18 protein-coding genes and 1 tRNA gene are annotated in these 22,758 nt (G+C 62.5%); 9 read left to right on the top strand and 10 right to left on the bottom strand.

The annotated features are described in order from the left end of the window. Positions 1-6: 6 nt before the first annotated feature. Positions 7-657, bottom strand: a complete 651-nt coding sequence (locus tag C481_RS09870) for a hypothetical protein (RefSeq protein ID WP_006109049.1) — start codon at positions 655-657, stop codon at positions 7-9. A gap of 255 nt (positions 658-912) precedes the next feature. On the opposite strand from C481_RS09870, the gene C481_RS09865 reads away from it, so the two are divergent. The 5 genes from C481_RS09865 (at position 913) to C481_RS09845 (ending at position 8,702) form a co-directional block, all read left to right on the top strand. Then, complete coding sequence (locus C481_RS09865) at positions 913-1,578, top strand: hypothetical protein (protein ID WP_006109048.1); 666 nt, start codon at positions 913-915, stop codon at positions 1,576-1,578. A gap of 81 nt (positions 1,579-1,659) precedes the next feature. Then, the gene (locus tag C481_RS09860) at positions 1,660-2,730 is read left to right on the top strand and encodes a DNA-methyltransferase (RefSeq protein WP_006109047.1); all 1,071 of its coding nucleotides are present in this window, start codon (positions 1,660-1,662) and stop codon (positions 2,728-2,730) included. Positions 2,731-3,153: 423 nt separating this feature from the next. Then, the gene (locus tag C481_RS09855) at positions 3,154-4,839 is read left to right on the top strand and encodes a gamma-glutamyltransferase family protein (RefSeq protein WP_006109046.1); all 1,686 of its coding nucleotides are present in this window, start codon (positions 3,154-3,156) and stop codon (positions 4,837-4,839) included. Positions 4,840-4,947: 108 nt separating this feature from the next. Beyond that, positions 4,948-8,298, top strand: coding sequence for a GAF domain-containing protein (locus C481_RS09850; protein WP_006109045.1), 3,351 nt, complete (start codon positions 4,948-4,950; stop codon positions 8,296-8,298). A gap of 113 nt (positions 8,299-8,411) precedes the next feature. Further along, a complete protein-coding gene (locus C481_RS09845; protein ID WP_006109044.1) occupies positions 8,412-8,702 on the top strand; it encodes a HalOD1 output domain-containing protein in 291 nt (96 codons plus the stop codon). A 17-nt stretch (positions 8,703-8,719) separates the two neighbouring features. On the opposite strand, the gene C481_RS09840 is transcribed toward C481_RS09845, so the two are convergent. After that, positions 8,720-9,037 (bottom strand): HalOD1 output domain-containing protein, encoded by a 318-nt coding sequence (locus C481_RS09840; RefSeq protein WP_006109043.1) that lies wholly within the window; start codon positions 9,035-9,037, stop codon positions 8,720-8,722. Between the two features lie 827 nt (positions 9,038-9,864). Here C481_RS09840 and C481_RS21940 point away from each other — a divergent pair. Beyond that, on the top strand, positions 9,865-10,284 hold the full coding sequence (locus tag C481_RS21940) for a hypothetical protein (protein ID WP_006109042.1): 420 nt from the start codon (positions 9,865-9,867) through the stop codon (positions 10,282-10,284). Positions 10,285-11,248: 964 nt separating this feature from the next. On the opposite strand, the gene C481_RS21685 is transcribed toward C481_RS21940, so the two are convergent. Beyond that, a tRNA-Met gene (locus C481_RS21685) sits at positions 11,249-11,400 on the bottom strand. 102 nt (positions 11,401-11,502) lie between these two features. Between C481_RS21685 and C481_RS09830 the strand changes: the two genes are divergently transcribed. Further along, the gene (locus C481_RS09830; protein ID WP_006109041.1) at positions 11,503-12,741 is read left to right on the top strand and encodes a DUF7115 domain-containing protein; all 1,239 of its coding nucleotides are present in this window, start codon (positions 11,503-11,505) and stop codon (positions 12,739-12,741) included. A 114-nt stretch (positions 12,742-12,855) separates the two neighbouring features. On the opposite strand, the gene C481_RS09825 is transcribed toward C481_RS09830, so the two are convergent. After that, a complete protein-coding gene (locus C481_RS09825; RefSeq protein WP_006109040.1) occupies positions 12,856-13,314 on the bottom strand; it encodes a DUF5830 family protein in 459 nt (152 codons plus the stop codon). A 200-nt stretch (positions 13,315-13,514) separates the two neighbouring features. Between C481_RS09825 and C481_RS09820 the strand changes: the two genes are divergently transcribed. Then, positions 13,515-14,252, top strand: a complete 738-nt coding sequence (locus C481_RS09820; protein ID WP_006109039.1) for a TVP38/TMEM64 family protein — start codon at positions 13,515-13,517, stop codon at positions 14,250-14,252. Between the two features lie 81 nt (positions 14,253-14,333). Here the strand turns inward: C481_RS09820 and C481_RS22190 are convergent, their stop codons facing one another. Together C481_RS22190 and C481_RS09815 are read right to left on the bottom strand one after the other, a co-directional pair. Further along, positions 14,334-14,504: an HVO_2523 family zinc finger protein gene (locus C481_RS22190; RefSeq protein ID WP_006109038.1), complete on the bottom strand. Its 171-nt coding sequence runs from the start codon at positions 14,502-14,504 to the stop codon at positions 14,334-14,336. A gap of 118 nt (positions 14,505-14,622) precedes the next feature. Next, on the bottom strand, positions 14,623-17,760 hold the full coding sequence (locus C481_RS09815) for an adenosylcobalamin-dependent ribonucleoside-diphosphate reductase (protein ID WP_006109037.1): 3,138 nt from the start codon (positions 17,758-17,760) through the stop codon (positions 14,623-14,625). Between the two features lie 445 nt (positions 17,761-18,205). Here C481_RS09815 and C481_RS09810 point away from each other — a divergent pair, with 445 nt between their 5' ends. Then, complete coding sequence (locus C481_RS09810; protein ID WP_006109036.1) at positions 18,206-18,388, top strand: hypothetical protein; 183 nt, start codon at positions 18,206-18,208, stop codon at positions 18,386-18,388. Between the two features lie 111 nt (positions 18,389-18,499). On the opposite strand, the gene trpG is transcribed toward C481_RS09810, so the two are convergent. From trpG to trpD, 4 genes are read right to left on the bottom strand one after another with little or no spacing between them, the layout of a single operon-like run. Then, positions 18,500-19,177 (bottom strand): anthranilate synthase component II, encoded by a 678-nt coding sequence (trpG, locus tag C481_RS09805; RefSeq protein WP_006109035.1) that lies wholly within the window; start codon positions 19,175-19,177, stop codon positions 18,500-18,502. Further along, positions 19,174-20,970 carry an anthranilate synthase component I gene (gene trpE / locus C481_RS09800; RefSeq protein ID WP_006109034.1) on the bottom strand — a complete coding sequence of 599 codons (1,797 nt, stop codon included), beginning with the start codon at positions 20,968-20,970 and terminating at the stop codon, positions 19,174-19,176. Before trpE ends, trpG begins: the two co-directional genes overlap by 4 nt. 4 nt (positions 20,971-20,974) lie before the next feature. Next, complete coding sequence (locus C481_RS09795; RefSeq protein ID WP_006109033.1) at positions 20,975-21,637, bottom strand: phosphoribosylanthranilate isomerase; 663 nt, start codon at positions 21,635-21,637, stop codon at positions 20,975-20,977. After that, a complete protein-coding gene (trpD, locus tag C481_RS09790) occupies positions 21,634-22,668 on the bottom strand; it encodes an anthranilate phosphoribosyltransferase (RefSeq protein ID WP_006109032.1) in 1,035 nt (344 codons plus the stop codon). The genes C481_RS09795 and trpD overlap by 4 nt, the downstream gene beginning before the upstream one ends. Positions 22,669-22,758 lie beyond the last annotated feature (90 nt).

The following is a 22,758-nucleotide window of genomic DNA, read 5'->3' as shown; positions in this document are numbered from 1 at the left end:
GTGAGTTTAGAGGTCGGGTTCGAGTAGCCGCTGGAAGCGGTGCTGGTGGGCGAGGAAGGCACAGAGACCGAACACGACCGCGGCAAGCTGGATCGTTTCGATCCGAATGGCGATAATTCCGGCGTCGAGTTCAGCGAGCGGGGAGCTGATCGTCCAGTCGACGAACCAGGCTGTTGTGAGGAGCGCAGCCGCGCCGAGGGCGAGAACTGCGGCGGAACGGACTGGGGTCACAGAGGAGGGAGTCGGGGTCACGGAGTGGAAGACGTAACACTCGAAGCAGAACTGGGCGGTGAGAGCGCCGGTGAGACAGATCGTTGCGACGAGGACACCGGTTACGCCGCCGAGGAATTCGGCGAGGAGGAGCCAGACGACCCAGCCAGCGGTGAGCGTGAGCGCGGTTCCGACCCGTTCGAGCGTGAGCCGTGGCGTTGAGTCGGTAATCGTCGTCTCGAAAATGGCGATCCGGAGAAGCGAGCCGCAGAGAAGAATCCCGAGTCCGACGAAGGCCGTCGTCATCGTTCGAGCGGTGATAACGAGGCCGAACCAGAGGCTGACGGCGAGCGCTTCGACGACGGCGACCGTCAGTGCGGCGGCAAGCCCGACGAGCCGACGGCGGGTCCGCTGCCCGAGGACGCCCGGGTGCCGGATGACGCTCACGATATCACTGCGCCGTCGTTCGTCCGAACGGGGTTTCGTTATCCGATGGTTACTGCGTTCTGGGCCGGTGTGAGGGGGATATATACGCCGGAAACAGTGTATTGGTGCGTGTTCTGTCTGCTTCGGTGATGCTGTGGCGACGGGCACCCGTGGACGTCGTTGAACGCGGTAGGTTGGTGTTACGTCACGTGGTCGTGCTCACTGTCTGGAAAACGGTCCACAGAGTTATGTAGGGTCGTGTTGACGTAGCGGATTATGCCGGACACAAAACAACAGGACACACTTTCCGAACTCATCGTCAAGGAAGCAATCGACAGAGGGCTGGACTCGTCGATGCGTGATTCCATCCTGGAGGCCGTCGAAGAAGCCGAGGGGTCACGGGGGCCGAGAAAGCGACCGCTCGCATTCGCTGCGGGCGCGTTCGGACTGGGGGCGGCAGTCGGTTTTCTAGCCGGTCGTGAGTCCCCCTCGATCGAGGAGACGCCGCTCTCAGATGTCGAGGAGCCCGAGATTATCGAAGACGTGCGAGAGACTGCAACCGGCAAGTCCCCGGTCGAGGAGATCACGGAGGTGACCGAAGAGACGACGGCCGAGTCGGAAACGGACACCGGGAAATCACCGAGCCGATTCTTGGGGCTGGTACTCGTCCTCGGCGTCGCCGCCGCCGTCGCGTATCTGCGGCGTCGGTTCGCCGGTGACACGGAGGATTGGGAACCGATCGAAGAGTTCGAGCCGGCGACGGATCTGATGGAGGAAGACGAGTCGAGCGACGAAGCAGCGATGGACGAAGACGAGACCGAGGAGGAAGCGGACGAAGCGGGTGACGAGGACGAAGACGCAGATACCGACACTGATACTGACACTGACACGGATGCAGACGCAGACACAGCCGACGAAACCGAAGACGACGACGAGGAATAGGGCTGCGGTCTGCGTTCAACACACTCGCCGCCGACGCGATTGACGAAGAGCTAAGGGCCCGACGCCGACAGTGTGAACGCAATGGAGACGACCCATCGCGTCTTCGTCGGCGATTCTCGGACCCTCGAGACGATCGACGATGACTCCGTCGAACTCGTCGTCACATCCCCACCGTACCCCATGATCGAGATGTGGGACGATCTCTTTACCGAACTCGATCCCGATATCGGTGTGGCCCTCGACGACGGCGACGGCCGCCGCGCGTTCGACGCCATGCACGCCCAACTCGACCGCGTCTGGGACGAACTCGAGCGCGTGCTCGTCGACGGCGGTATCGCCTGTATCAACGTCGGTGACGCGACCAGATCCGTCGACGGAAGTTTTCGCGTCTTCCCGAACCACGCCCGGGTTCTCGAGGCCTTCGAAACCCGCGGCTTTGATCCGCTGCCCGACGTGCTCTGGCGCAAGCCGACCAACAGCGCCGCCAAGTTCATGGGCAGCGGCACGCTCCCGCCGAACGCGTACGTTACCCTCGAACACGAGTTCATCCTGCTCTTTCGCAACGGCGGCGACAGCCGCGAGTTCGAACCCGGCGCGGATCGGCGGTACGAGGCGGCGTACTTTTGGGAGGAACGGAACCGCTGGTTTTCAGACGTGTGGACCGACGTGCAGGGCGAACTGCAGGACCTTCCGGAGACGGATGCGTCGGACGACCGTCGCGAGCGCTCCGCCGCGTACCCGTTCGAGATCCCCTACCGCCTGATCAGTATGTATTCGACGTACGGCGATACCGTGTTCGACCCGTTCTGGGGTACCGGGACGACGACGCTCGCAGCCATGTGCGCCGGCCGACACTCGCTCGGAAACGAGCTCGAACCGGCGTTTCTGGACGACTTCGAGGACCGGGTCGAGAACGTGCCGTCGTTCTCTCGATCGGTCGCTCGAACGCGTCTCGAGCGCCATCGCGAGTTCGTCGAGCGCCAACAGCACCAGGCGGACGGGACGGCGTGTTCGTACGATGCCGTCCACTACGAGACGCCGGTCGTCACGAAAATGGAACGCGAACTCCTGCTTCGGGAGGTGACGGGTATCGAGACGATCGAGAACGGGTACCGTGCAGTTCACGAGCCAGTCGTCCCGGGCGAGAACTGAACTCGTGCGGTCGACTCACGGACCGGTAAATCCGAAGTCACTTCCGCCACAACCGGGACAGAGGTCCCAGTTACGGGGTTGTGGAGCGGTGGTGGTCTTCGATCGAAGAACGAACCCGCAACCCGTACATTCGATATATTCGTGCACCTGTACAGCACGTAGTCCGCCGATACGCAGTACTCTTGTCCCATGGTAATTTGGATGTGCTGTGATACGATCGGTGCTGCGTCCGTCGGTGGCCGGGACGGTTTGTCGCGTCGTCGTGTTTCTCGGGCGTCGCTTTCGACGAGTGCACGCATTGCCGACCGGTTTCGCACTGGCTACCCTGCTCCCGGCGGTCGGTCGCGGTACCCGTCTCGGATTCCGTCGGCTCCCCTCGTCTTGATACGTTGACCACGAGTTCTTTTGACGAGTCGCGTTCGTATGGTTATTGTGACCACAGTGAACGATCAGATCGACCTCGATCGCTTCGACTCGCGGCGCTCGACGGCCTACGCGACCGGCGGAATGGTTGCGACCAGTCAGCCGCTCGCGGCACAGGCGGGTGTTTCGATCCTGAAAGACGGCGGGAACGCCTTCGATGCCGCCGTGGCGACGGCAGCCGCGTTGAACGTCGTCGAACCGACTTCGACGGGGCTCGGCGGCGACGTGTTCGCCCTCTATCGAACCGCCGACGGCGAGGTCGGTGCGATGCGCTCCTGTGGCGGCGCGCCGGCCGGGGCGACGATCGAAACCGTAACCGAAGCGCTCGAGACGACAGCCGAGCCGGGACGGTACTATCCGGAGTCGCGCGGCTACGCCGTCGATGGCGGGGCTGATGCGACCGACCTGGGGATGCCGTTTCTCGGGCCGCACGCGGTCACCGTCCCGGGGACCGCCCGCGGCTGGGAGGCGACGGTTCGGGAGTTCGGTCGGCGGTCGCTCGCCGACGTGCTCGAGCCGGCGATTCACTACGCTCTGGAGGGGTACCCCGTCTCGCCAGTTATCGCCCGCCACTGGGACGGGGCCGAGGAGCTGTTTACCGACGAACACGCTCGCGATGCCTTCCTGTTCGACGGTGAGAGTCCGGAGCCAGGTCAGATCGTGACGCTCCCCGAACTCGGAGCCTCACTCCAGCAGATTGCGGATAGGGGCGCGGACGCGTTCTACGAGGGAGCGATCGCCGACGCGATAGTCGGGGAGGTCCGGGACGCCGGTGGCGCTATGACGCACGCCGATCTCGCCTCGTTCGAGCCCGAGTTCGTCGAGCCGGTGCGGACGACCTACAACGGCGCGACGGTCTACGAACTCCCGCCGAACAATCAGGGACTCGTCGCGCTCGAAGCGCTGAACATCGCCGAGGAGATCGGTGCCGGCGAGTACGCCTACGACTCGCCCGAACGGATTCACGCTTTCGCGGAGGCGACGAAACTGGCCTTCGTCGACGGTCACCACTACATCACCGATCCGGCCTACGAGACGGTGCCCCCGCTCGCCTCGAACTCCTACGCACGAGAGCGCGCCCGTGCGATCGGCGAGACGGCCGTTCGAGAGCCGCCGGTGGGCGTCCCGAACGCGCCCGCTGAGGACGCCGATACGGTCTTACTGACCGTCGGTGACGAAGCGGGCAATCTCGTTTCCTACATCAACTCCCGGTTCGCCGGATTCGGCAGCGGCCTCGTCGCCGGCGATACCGGTATCGCGCTGCAGAACCGCGGTGCGTCGTTCTCGCTCGATCCCGACCATCCGAACAGGCTCGAACCCGGCAAGCGCCCCTTCCACACGCTCGTTCCGGCGATCGCTGAACTCGGGCCGGACGACTGGCTTGCCTTCGGCGTGATGGGCGGTTATATGCAACCCCAGGGTCACGTTCAGGTGCTCTCCAACCTTCTCGACTACGAGATGGCTCCCCAGGCTGCACTCGACGCCCCACGGTGGCGCCATCGCGAGGACGGCACGCTCGGCGTCGAAGAACGGCTTCCCGCGCAGACATCACTCGCGCGGCGAGGACACGACGTTCGCGTGCTCCCGCCGGTCATGTTCGGCGGCGCACAGCTCGTCCGCCGAACCGGGGAGACGCTCGCCGGTGCAACGGAACCCCGGAAGGACGGCGTGGCGATCGGCGTTTGAACGCTGACAGTCTTCCTCCCCAGGCACGCGACTCCACAGTAGCCACTTCCACTCCTCCACACCCCATATCGACGCGACGTTTTTACCGTTGCTTCACTCAGTGGGTGTATGAACGATCGGCTCGAGACGCCCCCCACACCCGAGCCTCCACGGTGGTCCTCCCCAGAGACGCTCCACGTCCTCGTCGCTGGCTCGGCAGCGCTCCGCCGAACCGTTTCGGAGACGCTCGCTGACAGCGCCCTCCTCGTCTCTACCGCCGACGATCTCACTGGCAATACTACCGCCGACGATACCGTCGAATTCGACGCCCGACGTGAACTCAACCTCGATTCGTATTCCGAATCGCAACCGGACTGCCTGCTCACCGACGATCCGTCGCTATCCACGGATCTGCAAGCGGACGAGTTCACGATCGTCGTCGTCTCCGATTCGGCTGGTGACATTGATACTGACACTAACACTGACTCGCCGTCGGTCGAGTTCGTCCCACGGGAGACGATCGAGACGCAATCGCTGCTCGAACATCGGCTTCGCCGGGCGGTCGAGTTCAGTGCAGTGCAACGGCTCCAGTCGGGCCAGGCGGAGTGGTATCGGTCGCTGTTGGAGCGCTCGTCGGATCTGTTATTCGTCCTCGACGAGACGGGTGAGATCACGTACTGCTGTCCGCCCATGGGTGATGAGGATGGCCCGAACGGAAACGAACCGACGGGTATCCACGCCCGGAGAGACGACCTGCAGGCACTGCTCGGGACACACTTTCTGGAGCGGATTCACCCCGACGATACGGCGCAGGTTCGCGAGACCATCGCGGCCGTTCGGACCGCCGCGGCCGGCACGTCCGAGACGATCGAATACCAGTTTCAGACCGGCACAGAATCCGACACCTGGTGTATCCACGAGGCGACCCTGACGAACCGACTCGGGGACGGACTCGTCGATGGCATCATCGTCTCGGCTCGAGACATCACCGAGTTCCACCGCGTCGAACGCGAACTCGACGAGTCGTTCCGCCGCGTGACGGACGCGTTCTTCGCGCTCGATGCAGACTGGCGGTTCTCGTACGTCAACGAACAGGCCGCAGAAACCCTCGATGCCGATCGGGAGACGCTTCTCGGACAACCGATTCTCGACGTATTCCCCGACATGGCCGGGACGGACTTTCAGACGGCCGCACTCGAGGCGATGGACCAGCAAGAACCGCGTGCCCTCGAACGGTACTACGGCCCCTACGATCGGTGGATCGAGACCCGTATTTACCCGTCACCGACCGGCATCTCCGTCTACTTCCGCGACGTGACCGACCGCGTCGAACGCGAACGCGAACTCGAAGTGCGTACCGAACGTCTGCAGGCGATCGTCGACAACGCCCCCATTATTCTGTTCACGCTCGATCCCGACGGCACGGTGACGCTCGCCGAAGGCCAGGGGCTCAACCGTCTCGACACCGTCCCCGCCGAAGTCGTCGGCAGGTCGGTTCTGGACATCTTCGACGATCATCCCAAGGTCTGGGCCGACTTCCGCGCCGCACTCGAAGGATATCCCATCCACGTTCACAACGAAATCGACGGTCGTGTTCTCGAGGCCTGGTGCCGGCCGATTATGGCAAACCGAGCCCCCGGAAACGGCGCGACAGCAACCGGTGACGACCCCACTATCGAACGCATCATCGGCACCGCCGTCGACGTCACCGAACGCGTCCACTACCAGGAGACGCTCAATGCCATCCACGACGCCACGAGCCGCCTCCTCACCGTCGAATCCAAACAGACCGCCTGCGAATACATCGTCGACGTTGCCGGCGATGTTCTCGACCTAGACGCCGGCGTCTACCGCTTCGACGACCAGCAAAACGAACTCGTGCCGGCCGCCTACGCAACCGCCTTCGAATCCGTCGTCGGCAAACTCCCCCGATTACAACCCGGCGGGAGCATCACCTGGGAGACGTTCGTCTCCGGCACCCCAGCCGTCTACGACGATGTCACCGACGCCGACCTCGCCTTCGACGAGTCGACAGCCGTCCGGAGCGGTCTCTACGTTCCCCTCGGCGAACACGGCGTCCTCGTGGCTGCCTCGCGCGAACCCGGGCAGTACGACGATGAAACGGTCGAACTCGCCCAGCTATTCGCCCGCACCGCCGAGGCTGCCCTCGATCGAATCGGTCGAACCAGCCGCCTCCACGACCGCGAGCGCGAACTCAAACGTCAAAACACCCGCCTCGAGCGCCTCAATGCCGCCAACCGTGTTCGACAGGACATCGAGCAACTCCTGTTGCTGAGCGACACGCGCTCCGAAATCGAACGGGGCATCTGCAGCCGACTCACTGAACTCGAGGCGTGTTCGATGGCCTGGATCGGCACTCCGGACCCGAGCGGCACCCAACTTCGACCCCGCGCCCAGGCCGGTCGTGACCACGGCTATCTCGACGCCGTCACCGTCACAACCGTCGACGACTCCGCCGCCGAACCCGCCGGCCGAACCGCCCGCACCCGCTCGCCCACCTACGTCGAAAACATCGCCGATGCGGTCCACGACGGCGACTGGCGGGCCGAAGCGCTCTCACAAACCTTCCAGTCCGTCTACGCCGTTCCGCTGGTCTACGACGAGTTCCATTACGGCGTCCTCGCGCTTTACGCCGACGACCGCGATGCCTTCGATTTCCAACTCCGGGACATCCTCACCGAACTCGGTGAAACGATCGCCTACGCGATCGACACCGTCAAACACAGGCAGGCCGCCGCTGACAACGACCGCTCCGAGGTCGAACTCGAAATCGAACGGGGCTCGCTCCTCTCCGCGCTAGCGACGCGACTCGACGCCACCGTTGAACTCGAAGGTGCAACGGCCGGAACGGATGGGGCCTTCGTCTTCGTCTCCGTCAACGGCACCGAGTTCGGGACGGACGAATCGGAGTCGTCTCCCGAATCCGCTGAGTCACTCCCTTTTCTGTCAGAACTCTCCGGGTTCGTCGATGCCTCGGTGATCGCCACTGCTGAGGGACGAACGCTCTTCCAACTCCAACTCACGGAGCCGTTCCTCGGCTCTATCGTCGAGTCCCACGGCGGGACACTCCGCTCGATCGTCGCCACAGCGGATGGCTCGACCCGCGCTCGCCTCGACGTTCCAGACGCTATCGAAGTCCGCGACCTCCTCTCGGGACTCGCCGACAACGACGTCCACGCATCGCTCGTCGCCCGCCGCGACCAGCCTGCAGACACGTCTCCGTCGCTCGATCCCGCTAGCCGAAACGCCATCCTCGAGCAACTCACCGATCGCCAACGCGAGGTCGTTCAGACCGCCTATCACGGCGGCTTTTTCGAATGGCCGCGCCACACGACCGGCGAAGAAATCGCGTCCTCTCTCGAAATTTCCCCGCCCGCGTTTCACAAACACGTCCGTGCCTCCGAACAGAAACTCTTCGAGACGCTGTTCGAAGACTCGTTCTCCGCGCCGGGCGGTTAATCAATTAACCCTCCCGAGAGCGCACGGTTACACAATTAACAGTCAGCCTCTTTACAGTCAACCGTGAAGGAAGACTACCTTCCACGGAATTGGGGGCTACTGCAATGACTAAAATGCCTTCACCATCGCAATCAGTATCACGCACAGGGGAGCCGTATACCACTCAGTACGACCGTCTCGACGACGAACCACTCAGTGTCGCGGTCGCAACCGCCGTTGCAACCGCCTGCAACGAAGACGTCACTGAACTCGAACCGCTCCACTACGCAATCAACGCTGACGCCCTCGAACGACTGTTCGAGCCGCGTGCCAACGGACTCCGAAGCGACGGCTCCGTCTCCTTCGAGTACAGCGACTGTCTCGTCACGATAACCGCGGACGGCACGATCCAGGTCGAATCCTAGGTTCGACGATTCACTTATCAGTCACTCTGGACGTCCTCCGTCGAGTTCGCTCGTGACTCTGAAAGACGATCTGTTGTTGGCCTTACGTCGACACGGCCGGTCTCGTCCACGCGAACTGTATACCCGGAGTAGGTGAACTCGATTTTCGAGCGTGTCGCCTCCGTCTGGGTTCCGAAGCCAGTGGTCGTCCCGTCGGCCATCGACTGAACCAGTGTATCGAGCGCGTCCGGATCGATAACGCTGTAGAGCGGCGGTTCGAGTTCAGTCGGATCGACACCTTCGGCTGTCGCAATCTGCTGTAGTATCTCGATACTCGGTTGGGTCCCCGACCCCATACTACGCTGTGCCACACCATCCAAGATAAAACCGCTGATGGTTTTCTGACGCGTGGCAGCCACTCGTCGGCCACCCGTCTGACGATTTCCCGATTCGCGGGCCGATTCGGTAGATAACCGGGGCCGTTTCATCGCGAGCCGCTCGCTCGACACGAGTATGTGACTGTGCCGTCCAGCGTCCCCGTCACCGTCTCGGAGCCCGAATAGCCGTTCTCGAACCTGCTTTCGATACCGTAAGCGGTCCGCCCCTCGGCCGAGTTGAACTCGATTATTTTTGTGTCCCTCTCGAGCGAGAAGCAGCTGCTATCCCAGCGTAGAGGGCACGTAGATTCTTTCGGCGTAGTTCTCTCGAATCCCGAACGATATTGATTGCATTCGTATTGAAATAGTGTACGGAAAACACGTTGTTCAGCCACGCGTCCCTGAAACAGTTACACCGAGTGATGAATTCGCCTCCGTTATTCAGTTTAGAAGACGCACGTGTCGATTATCGCGAAGTAATAAATTACTATTTGCGTTCTACGCCCACTGACACTCGGTCGAACACCGACTCTTCGCAGCGTATAGCTGATTACTCCGAAACAAGACAGAACTGTTCTCGTGATGACGTTGGTTACTGATTCCAACCCGACTACCACTCATTCGAATAGGTTCACCGCTTCATACTTGGTACGGGTCCTCTGAATTTCGAGCAGTTGTTTGGAAGCGAGGCTGATAGCTCTCTTTTAGGTCGATCGTTTTGATTCTAGTTAGGGATGGTTAACATTGTAACATTTGTTACCACTAATGATGGCATCTGGATGAGTGAGTAGTGAGGTGCGAATTAGATGACAGACGACCACTCGTCCAGTACGCGCCGCAACGTTCTCCGAACGACCGGGATCGTCAGTCTCGGTGCGATCGGACTGACTGGTGCCGCTTCCGCACATAGCGGCGAGAAGAAGGACGACAAGAAACACGGCAAAAAGGACGACAAGAAACACGACAAGAAGGACGACAAGAAACACGACAAGAAACACGGCAAGAAGGACGACAAGAAACACGACAAGAAACACGGCAAGAAGGACGACAAGAAACACGGCAAGAAGGACGACAAGAAACACGGCAAGAAGGACGACAAGAAACACGGCAAAAAGGACGAGAGGCATAAGCAAAACGGAATCGTCGTGGAGCTGGGCGGCATGCGAATCAGGATCGGGGATTACGGAATCAGTGTCAAAACCTCGAATGGCACTTCCAGTATGTAAGGTCCCGAACGGTCACGGATGCACTGTCTGAGCCATTCTTTTCGCTGAAAAGCTCTGGAGGACGATTTAAATCGCTTCGAATGCGAACCAGAGCCGGGAATCACTTGAAATTCCTCACACACGAGATTAACAGTCAGAATACCGGCCAGTCCGGTTCACTTTCGGACCCGATTGACTTGACCGTCCGCGTTTTTCACTTCGTGCATATTCCGCTTGAGAGCGCCTCTCGGCGCTCTCTTTCCGGTGTAATACGCAAACCGTTGGATTAGCGGAAACTCATCCCCCGCTACCGATATACGCGACTCACGCTCGAGACGATTTCCTGCGTTTCACGACCGCCCGCCATCACTAGCGTTCTACGATGCCATTCGCCGCTGATCGCTTCCGGATTACTGATTGGTACCCAGTTGGATTCGCCGGTGGGAAGTTCCGTCGTTCGGAAGGGAACGATTGAACAATTTATCGAGATAGGACTCTCGAGTTCTACACGCAATCCCGTACTTCCCAGCAATCCTCCACCGATTGGCCACTATCTTTACATGACCCTGGACAAACCGTTGGGGAGCAGGGAATGCACATCCGTCGTTGCCAACCACGGACACCCATGCTGGGGGCAGTTCCCTGCTATCTCATCTCATCCACTCCCTTCACCGGTATAGGCACCGTCCGCGTCTCACTGGGAACGCTCAATCCGTCACCGCTCAGCGACGTAATCGAACTCGCTTTCTCGAATAGCGGTGTCAATCGGGACGCTCTCGTCGGCATTCCTCCTGATCCCTGGCGAGAATCATCTTCGCGCTGCTTCGAGCAACCGTTCAGATCACAACTTCGGCGCTGGTAATCCGGACGACGATGTCGGTTGCAGACAGCGCAACTCTCCGTATACGTCGGCGTCGTTCCCAACGGTACCGAATTCGCGACGGACTCTGTGGGTAGTTAGAGCGACTGGAAAGAACGTTGTAAATGCCCGGGGAGGGCTCCGAACCCTCGATCTCCGCATGTCCCAGGTCCGAGGCTCGGCAGTCCTCTGTGGGACACGGAGGCTTCCAAGGCGAAACCGCACCGAATCTCTGAACCCTATGAGTGCGGCGCTATGTCCAGCTAAGCCACCCGGGCTCACTCTTCGGTAGTGCCGTCTCTCTCTTTAACCTTCTCATTCCCGTCGGTCGTGCAATCTGGACCCACGGATTTATCACACGTTATTACGAACTGCGTTTCATGAACGTTCCCGGCATCGTTCAGTCTACTCTCGATGGCGAGGAGATCGCGGCACGCGTCTCTCTCGGCGGCGAGGATGAACTCTTCATTACGCCCTCGCGGACGCTCGTTTACCGTTCGGAGGGACTCTTGAGCGACGAATCGGTCAACGAGTATTCCCACGACGCGGATCGACTCACTCTCTCGGAGGGTCGTCGCAAGACCAAATTCACGCTCGAGTACGCACTTGAGGGCACACAGGAATTCTCCGTTCCGTCGAGCAAGACGGACGATGCGTTGCACCCGGTGATTGCGGGTATTTTGAACGGCAACGAGATTACGGAGCCCGGTGAGACGGTCGTCCAAACGTATCGCTTTAGCGAACTCACGCTGCTCATCACGAGCGATCGGTTAGTCAAACACATCGGTGGCGCAGTCTGGGACGAGGACTACGAGGAGTACGCCTTCGAAGACGTGACGAACCTTTCGTTCGAGGACGGCAGCGTCGCTACTCAGATCGTCCTTTCCGTCGACGGCCGCCCGCAGCGGATCAAGGCCCCGAACGACGAAGCAAACGACCTCCGCGAGCGCCTCCAGCGTGCACTGTTCGAGTACCACGATGTCGAGTCGCTCGCCGAACTCAACGAGACCGTCGGCGAAGACGACTCCGATGACGATACCGGAACGTCCGACGCCTCGATGGATTTCGGCGACGGTGTCGACCCGCTCGACGCCAACCCGCCAGAGTTGACGGACCACGATGATGGAGAGCGAGAGCGCGATCCATCCCGGAGCCAGACACAGCAGGATCATTCCGCTGATCCGCTTGGCCAGCAAGCGGACGCGCGTTCGGCTGAGAGCCAGTCGGGCCGTGCAGAAACGCAGTCTCAGCCTCAGTCCCACGCTCAATCCAGCGCTTCCGACTCAGCCCACACCGCCACCGTTTCGGAGCAATCGTCTGGCGCCGCTCCCGAGACCGACTCCGGAATCGTCGATACCGATTCGATTTTTGACGAGACCGACGAGGCCGCCGGGGAGAACGAGTTCAGTTCGGCTGCTGGGTCCGGTGCGGGTGGAGGTTCGGGTGCGGGAGCGACCCAGGGGGCAGCGACGAGCGATACTCCCAGCGCCGGTACCGACCCCGAAGTCCTCGACCGACTCGACACGCTCGAGGCGGCACTCGAGGAACAGAACGAACTCATCGAGCAACAACAACAGACGATCGAACAGTTAATTACTGAACTTCGCCAGGGCCGATAACGTCGCAGTTGCCGGCGCACTCTTTACTCTCTACTCCCCGCTCCGTTGTTGTCGCACTGATCTGGGGGCGGGTCACACGACCACCAGTCGTCGCTCTCGCTGCCGTGCACTCAGTCAGTCCGTCTCGCGTCCGGTCACCTTCCGGATACACGACGAGCCGAAGGGCCCGAGTTCACCCGCGTCGAGCGTGATGAAGTAGCCGGTCGAGAGGCCACAGCCGCACCGGCGGCAACTGAACTCGCCGTCTTTGGTGACGACGTCCTGTTCGAAGCGAACGTACTGGCGGCTTTTCGGTCGGACGATGCCGTCCTCGCGGTCGATAATTCCGCGAAGTTCGGCTTCGTCGAGGATGGTTCGGGTGATCGTGGGATCGGTCGTGACCGTCTCGATTCGATCGACGACGTCGGCGAGCGAGAGGGAGTCGTGTTCGAGGCGCTCGAGGAGTGCGAGGCCGAGTTCGACGCGGTCGTCGTGGCTGTTGGACTGTCCGTGGTGCTGTGGCTCGGTTTCTGTGTTGTCTGCACGCTCACGTTGCTCGCGTTCGTGTTCGTTCCCGGACCCGTCGCGCGCCATCGATGGGAGGTCACAGAGCGGGGCGAATAAACGTTGTGACGTGTCCGAACGAGCGGCTTTACGGTTGTAGTTATGGTTCTGGTTGTGGCCGTGGTCACAGTCGTGATGGTGGTCGTAGCCGTCAGTTCGCAATTCGCGCGGACGGTAACCGACAGCGTCGGAGCACAAAGGCTTCAACGATTGCCGAAAAATCCCGACCGATGTCGGTGCTGCCGATCTCGACGCGAGTTCTCGCTGGCGTGCTCGTCGCCAGCGCAGCCGTCACTGCGGGACTTCTCGTTTCGCCGTCGTCGGTCGTTGCGGCCGTCGGATCGCTGGCAGCGAACCCTGTCGCGTTCGGTATAGCCGTCGCCGGACTCTATCTCGTTCGACCGCTATTTGCCTGGCCAACGACGCCGCTTGCTGCCGTCGTCGGGTACGGGTACGGTATCGCAATGGGAGTTCCGTTCGCGCTCGGTGGCGTCGTCGTCACCGTTACGCCGGTCTTTCTGGGCGTTCGGATCGCTGCCGGTGACGGTGCCGACGGCAGTACCGATACGCAGGCAGATGAACGCGAACGCGCACGCGAATCGCCGTTTGCCGGACTGCTCCAGCGGACAAACGCGGTCATCGCCCGCTACTACGGAGCCGCGGGCCCGCTTCGCGGGGTCACAGCCTCGCGGTTGGCACCGGTCCCCTCCGACCTCTCGACGTGCGCTGCGGCGGTCAGCGGTGTCTCCTTTCGCACGTTCGTTCTCGGGACCCTCCTCGGCGAACTCCCGTGGACAATCGGCGCGGTCGTCGTCGGCGCGTCCGCTGGCACGGTCGAAACTGATGGCGTCGGTGAACTCGGGTTGGTGCTATCGGTCGCCTGTTGTCTGGCCGTGTCGTGTTTACTTGCTGGACCGGTCTACCGCGTGGTTCGCTCGCGGCAACAGCGGTCCACCGGGAGTCGGTAACTGCGATGTCAGTACTCTGGTACCTGGTTTCACCGATGCACGCTCCCTGCACTGGACGGCCGTGACACAGCGTGCGTCGCCTTACGTCCAGAACGTATCGGCACAATCGTACACGACACCGTGTTGCGGACAGACGTACTTGCAGTGGCGTTTGAATAACTCGCCGCGGCAGCGAGGGCAGGTCGGACCTCCTGCAGTCTCCGCGGCCGTCTGATTCCGATCGAAGTTATCGCCGCCATCGTCGCCGGCCATACGATTCACTACCGGCCGTACGGTGCTAAGTGTTGGTGATCCGATTCGGAGACGGAACGCGATTGAAAACGAAAATCGACCGGAAACGAAACCGAGGTCGCTTCGCTACGTCGCCCGCTTAGCACTCGCTCCAGCCACAGGACTCACAGGTCTTGCAGCCTTCGGAGAAGTAAAGCGACAGGGAGCCACACTCGGGACACTCCGGCGACTCGCCGGCGTCGATGAGATCCTGCGTCGCATCGTCACCGTCGCGGTCGGCAACGCCTGCACCGCCGTCGGTTTCCGGCTCGCTGAACTCGGCGTCCGTTCCCGTCTCGGCTGCGTCCTCCAGGGTTTGCTGGGTTGGATACGGCTTGTCGATCTCGTCTTCGAGGTATCGGCGCATCGCGGTGCCGATTGCATCGGGGATCGACTGGATCTGTTCGCCCTTGTCCCAGGCGACCTTCGGACTCCGGGTGCCACAGAGTTCGTCGACGATTTCGTCGGGGTCGACGCCCGAACGCAGCGAGGTCGAGATGACCTTCGCGAGCGCTTCGGTAAAGGAGTTCGTAAAGCCGCCGGAGTGACCGATGTTGGCGAACAGTTCGAACGGCTGGCCGGTTTCGGGATCTTCGTTGATCGTCACGTAGACCTTGCCGTAGCCGGTGTCGATGCGCTGGCTGACGCCCTGCAGCGCGTCGGGACGCTCACGCTTTTCGGTGAAGTCGACGTGAACCGGCTCTCGATCCGGTTCTGCAGCGGCATCGCGAGCGTCGCCGGCGAGTTCGTCGACGTCCTCCTCGAGTACTGCCTGCACGTCCTCGCTCTCGAGGAAGGCTTCGAGACCGCCGAAGATCTCGTCGATCTGGTCGACGAGGGCCTCGGCCGCTTCGGTTTCGTCCGCGAAGTCGGTGTTCTCGGCGCGCGTGGTGAGCACCTGCTTCGACCGGGTGCCGTCGCGGTAGTAGGTAACGCCCTTGCCGCCGTTCTCGTAGACCCACTCGAAGACCTCCTTTGCGTCCTCGAGCGTGGAGTCGTTCGGCGCGTTGACGGTCTTCGAAATCGCGGAGTCGACGCCCTTCTGGCAGGCACACTGGACGGCGGCGTGGTCTTTCGCGGAGAGGTCCGCGGTGATGACGAACAGTTCGCCGATCGCGTCCGGCACCGTCGAGAGTCCTTCGACACCCTCGAACTGGTTGGTCGCCATCTGTTCCTGGGCCTCTTCCTTGACGGCTTCGACGTCGATGTCGTTGGCCTCCAAGGTGCGCAGGAAGTAGTCGTCGAACTCGACCAGCATCTCGTCGCCCTGCACGTCGTCGGTGACGTTCTTGTAGTAGGCGACGTTGTAGATCGGCTCACAGCCGCCGGTCGTGTTGCCGACCATACTCGTGGTGCCCGTGGGGGCGATGGTCGTTACGTTGTGGTTCCGAATGGGGAACCCGTCCTCCCACTCGTCGGCGTCCTCGCCGGTCTGGCGCTCGAACCACTCGCGGTACTCGGTCGGAGCCGCGTACTTCGAGTCGTCCCAGTCGTTAAAGGACCCGCGCTCTTCGGCGAGTTCGTGGCTCTTTGCCTTCGCGCCGTGGTTGATGTGGGTCATCAGCTGGCGGGCGATTTCGTTGCCCTCCTCGCTGCCGTATTTGACGCCGAGCTGAACGTACAACTGTGCCAGCCCCATGATTCCCAGGCCGATCTTGCGCATGTCCCGGACCGTCTCTTCGATCTCTTCGACCGGGAAGTCCGACATCGTCACGACGTTTTCGAGGAAGCGCGTCCCGTACTCGATGCGCTCGTCGAACTCGTCGTAGTCGATAGCCTCCGCGAGGAAGGCGTCGATGGCCTCGGCTCGCGAGGTGAACTCGTCCGCGTGCTCCTCGGACCAGACCCGCCAGTCGGGTGCTGCCTGATCGGCGAGCGTCGAGAGGTTGATGTGGCCGAGGTTGCAGGCCTCGTGTTCCTCTAGGGGCTGTTCTCCACAGGGGTTTGTTGCAAGTATTCTGTGGTCGGGGTTCGCTTCGGTGTCGAAGGAATGTTCCTTGTTCACCCGCTCGAGGTAAATGACGCCGGGCTCACCGTTTTCGTGAGCGCCCTCGACGATGCGTTCGAAGATGAGTTCAGCCGGAATCGACAGCGGCTCGCCGACCTCGACGTGCTCGCCGAGATCGTAGCGGCTGTACATCTCCTTGGTTTCCTCGGTCGCGATGTGCGGCTCTTCCGTGCGCGGGTTGGTGAACGTGTACTCGTCGCCGTTTTGGACGGCCTCCATGAACGCGTCGGTGACGCCGACGGAGATATTGAAGTTAGAGAGATGGCCTTCGACGGCGTTGCGCAGATGCTTCGGGACGCGGCCGTCTTCGTCGATCAGGCCGCGGGCCTCCTCGAGCGCTTCGCTGAAGGAGGTGTACGTGTAGTCGTCGGGGTCGTTGAGACGGAGACAGTGAGCCAGCGAGACGTCCTTGTTCTTCGCGTGGATGAACTCGATGACGTCGGGGTGGGAGACGCGCATGATACCCATCTGGGCACCGCGGCGGGTACCGCCCTGGGCGATGGTCTCGCAGAGCTGGTCGTAGGTCCGCATGAAGGTGATCGGGCCCGAGGCGATACCGCCGGTGGAGCCGACCGCGTCGCCGTAGGGGCGCAGTTGCCAGAACCCGTAGCCGACGCCGCCACCGGACTGGAAGACCTCCGCGGCCTTCTTTGCGGTCTCGTGGATGTCCGAGAGGTCGTCGTCCGGGCTCATGACGAAACAGGCCGACAGCTGCTGGAGTTCGTCGCCGGCGTTCATCAGCGTCGGCGAGTTCGGCATGAACGAAAGCGATTCCATGCCCTCGGTGAACGTTTCGGCGACGTCCTCGACGTGCTCGCGGACCGTGTCCGGAAGTTCTGGAACAACGGTCTCGTAGGCGAACTTGTTGACGTTGTGTTCGGTGAGCTCCGTTTCGACATCGTCGTCGGCCGTGGTGCCAGCGCCGAAGACCTCCGCGGCGAGTTCGTCTCGTCGGGGGTGGTCCGGTTTAAGCTGGTCTGGCGTGACGGTGATTTCCGTGTCCTGATTTTCGGCCTCGTAGACGGCTTCCGCCAGAGCGATGTTCTTGCCGACTCGTTCGAAGAGGTCCTCCTGTTCTTCGATGAGGTCGCCGTTGGCGTCCTTGCGCAGGTAGCGTGCGGGAAGGATGTTGTTGTAGGCGTTTGCGGTCAGTCGCTGCTCGAGCGTCTCACCGTCGGTGCGTTTGATCGGGAGGGTGAGATCCGCCGCGGAGATATCGTGTTCGCTCACGCGCGGGTCACCTCGTGGGTATCACGTCGCGCTGTGTCGATTCGTGCGTGTATCCGAGTCCTGGCTCTCATCATTCGTGACGAAGGTCTGGTATTCATGCATCCCTCATAAAACGTGGTGTTGTTATCCCACTCGTGTTGGAGTAGCACAAGTGTAGTTGTAAAGATATCTCTGTGATATCTGTTCGTGGACGACCGGGAGTGTCGCCGCTCGTGCTAACTACTGCTACGTGGTCGAGTGCCTTAACGATTATCAGAGCAACCGAAACGTGTGCGGAGAACGCCCCTCGTTGTTCATCAATGACACCGGAAAAACGGCTCTACCGACGCGTACAGCGGTAGAATTCGCGTCTCCGGAAATAACCATCAGTTCCAGATATGGTCCCGATTCCACTGCTGTCAGGATATCCGGAAAGATTACGGCACTGGGGGACAGGAGTTCGGACATGGTCGAACCACTGACGGGGTCGACGGTGCTTCTCGTGCTGGCGGCACTCGCCGCCTTCGCGGTCGCTGTCATTGCGATTCGTATTGCGATCAAACTGGCCGTCCGCGTCGGGATCATCGCTGCGGTCGTTCTCGCGGCGCTGTATGCCACCGGTACGCTCGGCATGCTTCCTGGCGTCTAATAGGCCGTTCTGGCGCTCGTACTGCTCTATTTCTCCCAACACGGATATCGAAACTCATCGGGAACGACGGTCCCGGCCGATCTGTCGCGTCAATCGTCACAACGAGTGGCGCTACTCGTCGCCCTCGTCTATGGCTGCGAGGAAATTTTCGATAATATCGTGGCCGACAGCCGTGAGCACGCTCTCCGGATGGAATTGAACGCACTCGATCGGATACTCGCGGTGGCGAATCCCCATCACGAGTTCGGCGTCGCCGTGGGTCGCCGTCGCCGTCACCTCGAAGCAGTCGGGAACGTCGGTCGCCACCAGCGAGTGGTACCGGCCGGCCTGAAAGCCCTGCTCGAGGCCGGCGAAGACGCCCGCCCCGTCGTGATCGACCGTCGACGCCTTGCCGTGGATCGGGTCGGGCGCTCGCCCGACCGTCCCGCCGAACTCGTAGACGGCGGCCTCGAGTCCGAGGCAGACGCCGAGCGTCGGTACGTCGGGACTGAACTCGCGGAGCACGGCCGTCGAGACGCCGACGTCGCGGTCGTTCTTCGGGTGGCCGGGACCGGGACTGATGATGATCGCGTCGGGATCGGCGGCCCGCACGTCCGCGATCGAGGCCGTATTCTTCACCACGGCGGTCTCCGTGTTCGCCTGCTGGCTCACGTACTCCACGAGGTTGTACGTGAACGAATCGTAGTTGTCGACGAAGAGTACGCGCTGTGTCCGCGTCTGTGTCTGCGCCTGCGCCTGCGTCTGTGTCCCCCGCGCCGCGTCGCGCCGATCGACTGTCCGCTCGCTCATCGACTCACCTCCGGCGTCTCGGCGGACGCATCGACGGTCGTAGTCTCCGCCCCGTCAGCGCCGGCATCGGCGTCGGCGTCACACTCGATTGCTTCGAGCGCCGCGAGGACGCCGCCCATCTTTTGCTCCGTCTCCTCGTACTCGGCCGCGGGATCGCTATCGGCGACCAGGCCGGCCCCCGCGCGAACCGTGATCCGATCTCCCGTTCGCCCGTTCGAATCGGGAACCGGCGCGTCCGCTTCCACCGTGGCCGTCCGAATGACGATCGCGAAATCGGCGTCGGCCGTCCAGGAGTAGTAGCCGACGCCCCCGCCGTACAGCCCGCGGGGCTCGGTCTCGAGTTCGTCGATGAGCTCCATCGCGCGGATCTTCGGCGCGCCCGAGAGCGTCCCCGCGGGAAACGACGCCCGCGTCGCGTCGAACGCGTCGGCGTCCGCGGCCAACTCGCCCGTCACCGTCGACTCGATGTGCTGGACGTGGCTGTACTTCAGCACGTTCATGAACTCGTCGACGCGGACGGAGCCGGCCGCCGAGACGCGCCGTACATCGTTTCGCGCGAGGTCGACCAGCATGGTGTGTTCGGCGCGCTCCTTCCCGTCTGCGAGCATCTCGCCCGCCAGTCGGCGGTCCTCGACGGGGCTCGTCCCGCGGTCGCAGGTGCCGGCGATCGGATTCGCCATGACTTCTCGCCCGCGCACCGATAGCAGCGTTTCGGGGCTTGCACCGACGACGGTCAGGTCGTCGTGCTCGAGCAAGTACATGTACGGCGAGGGGTTGATCTCCCGCATCGCCTCGTAGAAGCCGATGGGATCGACCTCCCCGTAGAGTTCGCGCGACCGGGAGATGACGCCCTGGTAGATGTCGCCGTCGAGGACGTGTTCTTTCGCCCGTTCGACGCTCGCTTCGTAGCGTTCCGGCGACCCGGCGACCTCGTTTTCGCGAACGAAGCCGCCGGGATCGGACCGTTCGGCGGTCCGCAGCGTCGACGCGACGGCGGCCGCCTCAGCGCGGAGGTCGTCGTAGACGGCGGCGGGATCGTCTTCGGCGTCGACGACCGGTGTGAAGACGAGCGAGATCGTCCCGTCGCGTTCGTCGAACGCGAGCGTCTTCGTCGTCAGGACGAACTGCGCGTCCGGGAACCGCGAGTTCGGTCGCTCGCAGCCGACCTCGTCGAGCCAGAGGTCGTAGACGGCGTCGTAGGCGAGAAAGCCGACGAGGCCGCCGTCAAGGTGCTGTCGGTCGTGATCGGGAACGTTCGCGAGGCGCACGTCGGGCATGGCCCGTCGAAGCGCGTCGACGGTGTCACCGGTTGCGCTGGCATCGTCAGTACTGTCGTCGGCAGCGATGAACTCGAGCGGCGCATCCGCCGAGAGCGCCTCGACACGCATCCCGTCCGGTTCGACGGTGATGACGGCTTCGGGGTCGTAGCCCACGTACGAGAATCGCGCGTGTCGCTCTGTACCGTCGGACCGCGGCCGGAAAGCACCATCCGGATCGCTCGACGGTGTCTTGTCCGCGCTTTCGAGCAGGAAGGCATACGGCGAGGGGTCGCGATCGGTCGCCGTTGTCTCCCCGTCTGCGTTGGTTCCCGCTCTCGTTTCTGCGTTCGTTCGTCCGGTCAGCGCCGCATAGGCAGTCAGCGGCGTCGTCTCGAGATCGAGTGTTGCGACGGTACGAACGACGGCAGGTCGGTCGTCGGCCGTTGTCGTGTCACCGGTGGCATACGCACAGAACGTTTCACGGTCGATATCGAACGAAAGGAGGTCGTCTGCATTCGAAGTCGTGTCACTCATAACATTACGGCTGCAACCCCGTCGTCTGTTCGGCGTGTCTGGCTCGGTCGACGAACGACCGAACGGCATCAGTATCCTTGCTCCCGCCCGTGGTCTCGACGCCGCTTGCAACGTCGACGGCGAACGGATCGACCGCCCGCACTGCGTCCGCGACGTTTTCGGGCGTGAGTCCCCCGGCGAGAACCACCGGCGTCTCAAGCGCGTCCGTCACCGTTCGCGTTCGATCCCAGTCATGTGGTTCGCCGGTGCCACCACCGCCGTCTTCATCCGCGCTGTCGACAATGAGCGCATCGATCGCCTCAGCATACTCGCCGGCGAGCGGGGCATCCATCTCGCCAGCATCGACCGCCGCGATGAGGTCTGCATCGATCGTCTCGTGCAGGGACCCGAGTTCAGTTGGCTCCAGGCTCCCGTGGACCTGCACCGCGTCGGGGCCGACACGCTCGACCAGGTCGATCGCCGCCGCCGGCGTTTCGGGCATCGTCACGAGCACCGCCGTTACGAACGGCGGCACGGCCGCGACGAGTTCGCGTGCTCGGTCGACGGCGACTTCCCGGGGCGTGTCGACCGGCACGTCGCAGATGACGCCGACGGCATCGGCACCGGCGTCGACCGCGGTTTCGATGTCCGCCGCGCTCGTCAGGCCGCAGATCTTGACGCGCGTCATCGGGGTTGTGGCTCCGGCTCCGGCTCGGACGCTGCCGCGGTCGTACAGAGCTGCTCGAGCTTCGTCGCCGCCGCGCCCGACTCGATCGCCTCGCGCGCGACTGCCGCGCCGTCTGCGAGCGAGTCCGCCTCGCCGGCGACGTAAATCGCCGCGCCAGCGTTCGCGAGGATCACGTCGCGCTTGGCTCCGGTCGCAGATCCCTCGACGATCCCGCGCAGATCGGTCGCGTTCTCCGCGGGCGTGCCGCCGGCGATCTCACCGATGTCGTGTTCGTCGAGCCCGAGGGTTTCGGGATCGGTGCTGAACTCGTCGACGGTCTCGCCCTCGACCTCCGCGACGGCCGTCTCGCCGTGAATCGCGATTTCGTCCGTGCCGGCACCGTGGACGACCAGCGCCCGGTCGACGTCCATCCGCGCAAGCGCGTTTGCAAGCACGGGCACGAGTTCGGCGTCGTAGACGCCGATCACCTGCGCGTCCGCGCCGGCGGGGTTCGTCAGCGGCCCGAGGACGTTGAATATCGTCCGCATACCGAGTTCTTTGCGCGGGCCGATGACGGCCTTCATCGCCGGGTGGAACACCGGCGCGAGCATAAAGCCGATCCCGTCGCGCTCGATGGCGTCCTCGACGGCCGGCGGTTCGGCCTCGACGTTGACCCCGACTTCCTCGAGTACGTCCGCGCTTCCCGACGACGACGACACCGAGTAGTTGCCGTGCTTTGCGATCGGAACACCGGCCCCGGCGGCGACGATTGAACTCGTCGTCGAGACGTTGATGGTGTTGTAGTCGTCGCCGCCCGTTCCGCAGGTGTCGACCAGCGGTTTTCGATCCGGTTCGATCGTCCGTGCGACGTTGCGCATGCCTTGTGCAAAGCCGGCGATTTCGGCTTCGGTCTCTTCTTTCGCGCGCAGTGCAGCAAGCAGTGCACCGATCTGTGCCTCGGTTGCCTCTTCGAAGACGGCCGTCGAGGCCGCTCGAGCCTCCGATTGTGTGAGATTCGCTCCGTCGGTCACTCGTTCGACATACTCCTGCATAGTGGACACCAATGTACGTTGTTGTCTTATGATGTTCATATGAGTACACCATCTTAAGCTTGTTGGAGCGTGAGGACCAGTTGCGTACGA

The sequence above is a fragment of the Natrialba asiatica DSM 12278 genome (assembly GCF_000337555.1).
Classification (GTDB): Archaea; Halobacteriota; Halobacteria; order Halobacteriales; family Natrialbaceae; genus Natrialba; species Natrialba asiatica.
Note: the sequence above shows the minus strand (reverse complement) of the source record. Positions and strands in the feature narration are given on the sequence as shown.